This is a genomic window from Citrobacter sp. S46_ASV_140 (assembly GCF_018919545.1).
GTDB lineage: Bacteria > Pseudomonadota > Gammaproteobacteria > Enterobacterales > Enterobacteriaceae > Citrobacter > Citrobacter braakii.
The window spans coordinates 1-7041 of the sequence record NZ_JAHLRC010000153.1 but is presented as its reverse complement, the minus strand read 5'-3'; the positions used below and the strand labels follow the sequence as shown (position 1 = coordinate 7041).

Sequence of the window (7041 nt, the reverse complement as noted above, 5' to 3'; positions counted from 1 at the left end):
GGTTAGGGCGCACGACCAGTTTGAGCGATTCCAGAAATAACAACTCGTAGTTCAGACCAACCATCAATTCCGGATCGGCCATACGGCCAATGCCGAGATCAATTTCCCCTGACTTTAAACCCGCCAGGATCATGGGATTACTCATGGTGGCAACCTGCAGCGTGGTCTCCATTTGCTGCTTATGGAACGGGCCAATGACCGCCGGCAGAATGCCCAGGGCCGCGGTGGGTAAGGCGCCAATCCGTACGACATCCGTCTGTGACTCTTCGCGCTGGTTTAAGGCTTGTCCGGCGGTGTTGAGTGCATCCAGCACTCTGACTGCGTGGGTAAGAAACTGTTCTCCGGGCAGCGTTAATTGCGCGCCAAGGCGGCCACGCTCAAAGAGCCGGGTACCGGTCAGTTGCTCCAGTTCATTCAGCGTTTTGGAGAGGGCTGGTTGGCTCAGGTTAAGGGTCTCAGCCGCGCGGCCCAACGTTCCCTGCTGTGCAACGGCGACAAAAGTATGAAGGTGGCGCAAGCGAATGCGCTGATTGAACAGAACATTTTTTTCCATAAGCGATGTTAAAAACAGAGTCGTATCGGTGACAAGTGAAGTTGTTCGATTTTGATAACTTGATAGCAAAATATTATTAACATTTATCCTATTTTACTTACAAATGATTTATTTTGCTTATGTTTTGTACAGCGCAGCCGGGGGGTGGGATCATGGAAGATAATCCGTCCAGTCGATATACTTTCGTTATTGTTTGCTTTTGAACCATTATCTTCACAAGGTACTGATTAATGATAGATGTAATAGGGCACCTTAACCCCGATAGCGATGCCATTTGTACCGCCGCCATGACGGCGCGTTGGCTTACTTTACGTGGCCAGCAGGCGACGGCATGGCGTCTGGGCGAACCTAACCGCGAAACGCAATTTATCTTTGAGCATGCGGGACTGACGATGCCCGAACGGCTGACGTTTGAACTGACCGATCGTGATGTGTGGCTGGTCGATTTCACCGAGCCTGCCCAGGGGCCGGCATCGCTGGCAGAAAGTAACGTCGTGGGAATTATCGATCATCACCGACTCGGTGGATTAGTCACTCGTCTGCCACCAGAAGTGTGGGTGAAGCCAGTTGGCAGCAGCGCGACGCTGTTATGGCAACTGATGACGGAAGAGGAGCGCAGCCAGTTGTCTGCCGCTGAGGCCGTTTTATTGCTGGGTGCCGCATTGAGTGACACTGTCACGCTTCGCTCACCAACGACCACCTCTGACGATCGCCTGGCGGTGGAGGCCCTGGCCCAAAAAACCGGTGTGGATCTCGAGGCGTTTAGTCGCGACCTGCTGTCTGCTAAAACAAGCGTAGAAGGCATGAGCGCTCGCGAGCTTCTGCAGAAAGACATTAAAACCTTCACCATTCATGGACATTCTGTTTGTGTGGCGCAGCTTGAACTGTATGCGCTGCAACAGGTGGATGCGGTGCTGGACGATCTCCGTCTGGAAATGGCGTGCTATGCAGAGGAAAAGAATGCCGCGCTGGTTGTACTGATGCTCACCGATATCAATCTGGGCGATACCAGCCTGTGGTTTGCCGGTCCAGCGCTCTCAGACATCCCGCAGCCCTGTAAGGTGGAGGGGATGCTCAGCCGTAAAAAACAGATGTTGCCCTGGCTGGAAAGTCATTTAAAACCACGCCAGTAGGTTCTGTTCACCGTCTGTAGGGGTGGGAAATTTACGCGGGGTCACACTTTGTAAATTCTTCCCACCGGAGTCAGCGGCGTTTTCTACACTCCAGGTAATATTCACTGGAGGCATGACATTATGGCGAACACCATCACGGCAGATGAGATTCGGGAACAATTTTCGCAGGCAATGTCAGCAATGTACCAGCAGGAAGTCCCGCAATATGGCACGTTGCTGGAACTTGTCGCTGATGTGAATCTGGCGGTACTGGAAAATAATCCTACGCTGCATGAAAAACTGGCGAATGCAGATGAGCTGGCCCGGCTAAACGTTGAGCGCCACGGCGCCATTCGGGTGGGCACTGCGCAGGAGCTTTCTACGCTACGCCGGATGTTTGCCATTATGGGCATGTATCCGGTGAGTTATTACGATCTCTCCCAGGCCGGTGTTCCCGTGCATTCCACCGCGTTTCGTCCCATTGACGATGCGTCGCTTTCGCGCAACCCGTTTCGGGTATTCACCTCGTTATTGCGGCTCGAATTAATCGAAAACGCCGCGCTACGGCAAAAAGCCGCGGAGATCCTCGCGAAACGCGATATTTTCACCCGTCGTTGTCACGAACTGCTGGATGAGTTTGATGTGCAGGGCAGTTTTACGCCTGAGCAGGCGCAGGAGTTTGTGCAAGAAGCGCTGGAAACTTTCCGCTGGCATCAGCATGCCACGGTCGATGAGGCGACCTATCACGCATTGCACAATGAGCACCGGCTGATTGCTGATGTGGTGTGTTTCCCTGGGTGTCATATCAACCATCTGACGCCGCGTACGCTGGATATCGACCGGGTTCAGTCGATGATGCCGGAGTGCGGCATTGAACCCAAAATACTGATTGAAGGGCCGCCGCGCCGCGAGGTGCCCATTTTATTGCGCCAGACCAGTTTTAAAGCGCTGGAAGAGCCAGTGTTATTTGCCGGTGAAATGCGTGGCACTCACACGGCGCGTTTTGGTGAAATCGAACAGCGCGGCGTGGCCCTGACGCCGAAAGGCAGAGCATTGTACGACGAATTGCTGAATAAAGCGGGAACGGGAAAAGACAACCTGACGCATCAGCTGCATTTGCAGGAGGTGTTCAAAGCATTCCCGGACAGCGAATTTCTGCTGCGCCAGCAGGGGCTTGCCTGGTTCCGCTACCGGCTGACGCCGTCGGGCGAGGCGCATCGACAGGCGATTCGCCCGGATGACGACCCGCAACCGCTCATTGAGCGGGGCTGGCTGGTTGCTCAGCCCATTACCTACGAAGATTTTTTACCGGTGAGCGCCGCGGGGATTTTCCAGTCTAATCTGGGGAATGAAACTCAGGTCCGTAGCCACGGTAATTCCAGCCGCGACGCGTTTGAACAGGCGCTGGGTTGTGCGGTTTATGATGAGTTTGCGTTGTATCAGGAGGCGCAAGATCGCAGTAAACGGCGGTGTGGTTTACTTTAATTGAATTTACATGGGATTCGGTCTGTTCCCATCGACATAAAATATTTTCGATTTTGTACAGATAATCGGCGACCAACAATTGGATTATTAATGAATTTTGTCTAGAGTGAGCGGTCAGAAATGTGCACTCTCTTGCCGCTGATTATGGCCGGCGCGGGACCATTTACACGACCAGAAGGACTTACTTTCAGGCATGAATCGCAGACGATTTATTAAAGGTTCAATGGCAATGGCCGCCGTGTGCGGAACCAGTGGTATTGCATCACTCTTTTCCAGCGCCGCCTTTGCGGCAGAGTCTGACATTGCAGACGGAAAAACCGTACGTTTTGATTTTTCCGTTCTGCAATCGATGGCCCATGACTTAGCACAGAAGCCCTGGGGCGGCGCACCGCGCGCGTTACCTGACACGCTGGCCAAACTGACGCCTCAGGCCTACAACAGCATTCAATATGACGCAGAGCAGTCTCTGTGGAACAATGTTGAAAATCGTCAGCTTGATGCGCAGTTCTTCCACGTGGGAATGGGCTTCCGTCGCCGCGTACGCATGTTCTCGGTTGATGGCAGCACGCATATGGCGCGCGAAATCCACTTCCGTCCGGAACTGTTTAAATACAATGATGCGGGTGTGGATACCAAACAGTTGGAAGGGCAGACTGACCTCGGGTTCGCCGGGTTCCGCGTGTTTAAAGCGCCAGAATTAGCCCGTCGCGATATCGTTTCGTTCCTGGGCGCCAGCTATTTCCGCGCCGTGGATGACACCTATCAGTACGGTTTATCGGCCCGCGGTCTGGCGGTAGATACCTACACCGACAGCAAAGAAGAGTTTCCTGATTTCACCTCTTTCTGGTTCGAAACGGTCAAACCGGGCGCAACCTCCTTTACCGTGTATGCGCTTCTCGACAGCCCCAGCGTAACCGGCGCATTTAAGTTCGTGATCCACTGCGAGAAAACGCAGGTGATCATGGATGTACAAAACCACATCTATGCGCGCAAAGACATCAAGCAGCTCGGTATTGCACCGATGACCAGCATGTTTAGCTGCGGCAACAACGAACGTCGGATGTGTGACACCATACACCCGCAAATTCATGATTCCGACCGTCTGGCGATGTGGCGGGGCAATGGCGAGTGGATCTGCCGCCCGCTGAATAACCCGCAAAAACTGCAGTTCAACGCCTATACCGATAACAACCCGAAAGGGTTTGGCTTGCTGCAGCTCGATCGCGACTTCTCCCATTACCAGGATATCATGGGCTGGTACAACAAGCGTCCGAGCCTGTGGGTCGAACCGCGTAACCAGTGGGGCAAGGGGACTATCGGCCTGATGGAGATCCCGACGACCGGCGAAACGCTGGATAACGTCGTCTGCTTCTGGCAGCCTGAAAGGTCGATCAAAGCGGGCGATGATCTGGAATTCAAATATCGCCTGTACTGGAGTGCTCAGCCGCCGGTGCGTTCACCGCTGGCTCGCGTGATGGCGACCCGAACAGGCATGGGCGGCTTCCCGGAAGGATGGGCGCCGGGCGAGCACTACCCGGAAAAATGGGCGCGACGTTTTGCTGTTGATTTCGTTGGTGGCGATCTAAAAGCCGCCGCGCCGAAGGGTATTGAACCGGTGATTACGCTCTCCAGCGGTGAAGCGAAACAGATTGAGATCCTTTACGTGGAACCTATCGACGGTTATCGGATTCAGTTTGACTGGTATCCGACCTCTGACTCAACCGATCCGGTAGATATGCGTATGTTCCTGCGTTGTCAGGGCGACGCCATCAGTGAAACCTGGCTGTATCAGTACTTCCCGCCAGCGCCGGATAAACGTCAGTACGTTGACGACCGCGAGATGCGTTAATCACTCCCTTTACGGCTCTCCGAATGGGGAGCCGTATCCGTAATCCTCTTCACAACCATTCTGTACACTATTTACTCGATCCCGTTCGCATTTTTCTGTAAGTCAAGTGGGTACTCTGGAGGTGTGTATTTCTTATACACGTTCTTTTCCACTAACAGGGAGAAAGTATGTTTCCAGAATACAGAGACCTTATTTCCCGACTGAAATCCGAGAACCCTCGCTTTCTGTCCTTATTCGAAAAACACAACAGCCTTGATCATGAGATCTCCAGACTGGAAGGTTCGGATGGTCGGGGGTATAGTTTGGACATTGTTCGCCTTAAGAAACAGAAACTCCACCTGAAGGAAGATCTGCTCAAAATATTGCAAAAAGAGAGTGTCAGTGAGAGCTAAGTAAAACGGCGCTTGCTGTGTAAAAGGGCTTCCAAAAGGGAGCCCTTCCTGTTTTTATTTGATGAGCAGGGTGGCCTGCTTAACCATCATAATGGAATGAAAATGTCAGAAGTGATTACCATCAATGACACGCTGGAACTGCGTGCCGTAGAAGAGCAACACGTCACGCCTCTGCATCAGTTGGTGCTTAAAAATAAACGCTGGCTCCAGCAGTCGCTTAACTGGCCGCAGTTTGTTGCCTCTGAGGAGGACACCCGCAAGAATGTGCAGGGCAATATGATGTTGCACCAGCGCGGTTACGCCAAAATGTTCCTGATTTTTGCGCAAGAAAATGTGGTCGGGGTTATCTCGTTTAACCAGATAGAACCGCTGAACAAAGCGGCTTATATCGGCTACTGGCTGGATGAGGAGCATCAGGGTCAAGGCATCATGTCCCAGGCGCTACAGGCCTTAATTCATCATTATGCGCAGCGTCAGGAGATTCGCCGCTTCGTGATTAAATGTCGCGTAGAAAACGTTGAGAGCAACCAGGTGGCGCTACGTAATGGCTTCCAACTGGAAGGATGTATGCAACAGGCGGAATTCCTTAATGGTGATTACTATGATGTGAATCTCTACGCCCGCATCATTGATGGCTCTTCAGAATAAACCTGCGATAGGCGTGCGCGTAATGCGCTGTTCACCGTTAATCACTTTCGGTCCGCGTAGGTGAATGGTATCGCCATCAAACGCCTGGATATGCGCCTGACCGGCTATCTCAATGTGATGCTCGATCAGCACTTCGCCCAGCACGCAGACGTGGCCTTCAATCAGGATGTGGTCGTCTAACTGGAGCGGTCCACCGCGTAATTGCGCATGACCGCCGACCAGCACGTGGTGTTTCAGCACGCAGTTACCTTCAACTACCGCGTGCTCCGCCACCTGCGAACTGTAGCGTAGGGTAGGTATGGCATCTTCTTCGCTCCCGGCGATGACGCGCGCATATCCATAGACTTTGGCGCAATCGCAAATCCAGACATTGTTCTCTTCATTACCTTCCACCTGTGCGAAATCAAAAACTTCCGCCCGATGTTCAATAAAGGCATAGTTGATTTTCGCATCGCCATAGATCTGCGCCTGATGCACCACTCGTGAGTGGCTGACAAAAGCCCGATCATAAATTTGCAGGAGCTGGTCGCTTTCACGGGTTAGCCCCCTGGCGGCGATGATTTCAGAGTCACGCACCACGCGCGCATCACCAAAGAGAAGGCACTCGCCGCGAACCACAGAATCCTGAATAGTGACGTTGTCACGTATTTGCGCATTATGACTGATTTCAGCCCGGTCAATCCACACGTCATCGCTAATTTGCGCGCCATCTCTGACCACGCTTGCCTGAGTAATGCGGGCGTTTCCTGTAATCGTCGCGCCGGAAAATGCGAGCGCGTTCTCATCGTAAATCCAGCAATCACCGCTTTGTGACAGCACGCTTTCATTGTCGATCCAGCCACCGGGCGTGCCGGCCTGGACATCATTAAAATCAGTGAGCGCAATGATTTGGCGTAGTAATACGCTTTTTTTATTGCCATTATCCTGGTAACTAAAGGATCGAGACTCATCGCTGAGACGATATTTGGTCATAGCTCATTTCCATGTTGCGCACCTTAGTTA

Annotated in this window: 7 protein-coding genes; 5 read left to right on the top strand and 2 right to left on the bottom strand. The window is 52.7% G+C overall.

Annotated features, from left to right (window positions below):
* Positions 1 to 553, bottom strand: a 553-nt coding sequence (locus tag KQJ19_RS21325) for a LysR family transcriptional regulator (RefSeq protein WP_216404103.1), incomplete at its 3' end; no start/stop codon positions are given.
* A gap of 230 nt (positions 554 to 783) precedes the next feature.
* Here KQJ19_RS21325 and KQJ19_RS21320 point away from each other — a divergent pair.
* From KQJ19_RS21320 to rimL, 5 genes are all read left to right on the top strand, one after another.
* Positions 784 to 1686: a manganese-dependent inorganic pyrophosphatase gene (locus KQJ19_RS21320; protein ID WP_216404102.1), complete on the top strand. Its 903-nt coding sequence runs from the start codon at positions 784 to 786 to the stop codon at positions 1684 to 1686.
* 120 nt (positions 1687 to 1806) lie between these two features.
* Positions 1807 to 3150 (top strand): VOC family protein, encoded by a 1344-nt coding sequence (locus KQJ19_RS21315; protein WP_216404101.1) that lies wholly within the window; start codon positions 1807 to 1809, stop codon positions 3148 to 3150.
* Positions 3151 to 3343: 193 nt separating this feature from the next.
* Positions 3344 to 4999: a glucan biosynthesis protein gene (locus KQJ19_RS21310; protein WP_029139548.1), complete on the top strand. Its 1656-nt coding sequence runs from the start codon at positions 3344 to 3346 to the stop codon at positions 4997 to 4999.
* A 167-nt stretch (positions 5000 to 5166) separates the two neighbouring features.
* On the top strand, positions 5167 to 5391 hold the full coding sequence (locus KQJ19_RS21305; RefSeq protein ID WP_003833168.1) for a YdcH family protein: 225 nt from the start codon (positions 5167 to 5169) through the stop codon (positions 5389 to 5391).
* A gap of 102 nt (positions 5392 to 5493) precedes the next feature.
* Positions 5494 to 6039 carry a 50S ribosomal protein L7/L12-serine acetyltransferase gene (gene rimL, locus KQJ19_RS21300; RefSeq protein WP_049042977.1) on the top strand — a complete coding sequence of 182 codons (546 nt, stop codon included), beginning with the start codon at positions 5494 to 5496 and terminating at the stop codon, positions 6037 to 6039.
* On the opposite strand, the gene ydcK is transcribed toward rimL, so the two are convergent.
* Complete coding sequence (gene ydcK, locus KQJ19_RS21295) at positions 6031 to 7011, bottom strand: YdcK family protein (protein WP_181604066.1); 981 nt, start codon at positions 7009 to 7011, stop codon at positions 6031 to 6033. The genes rimL and ydcK overlap by 9 nt on opposite strands.
* Positions 7012 to 7041: the final 30 nt, after the last annotated feature.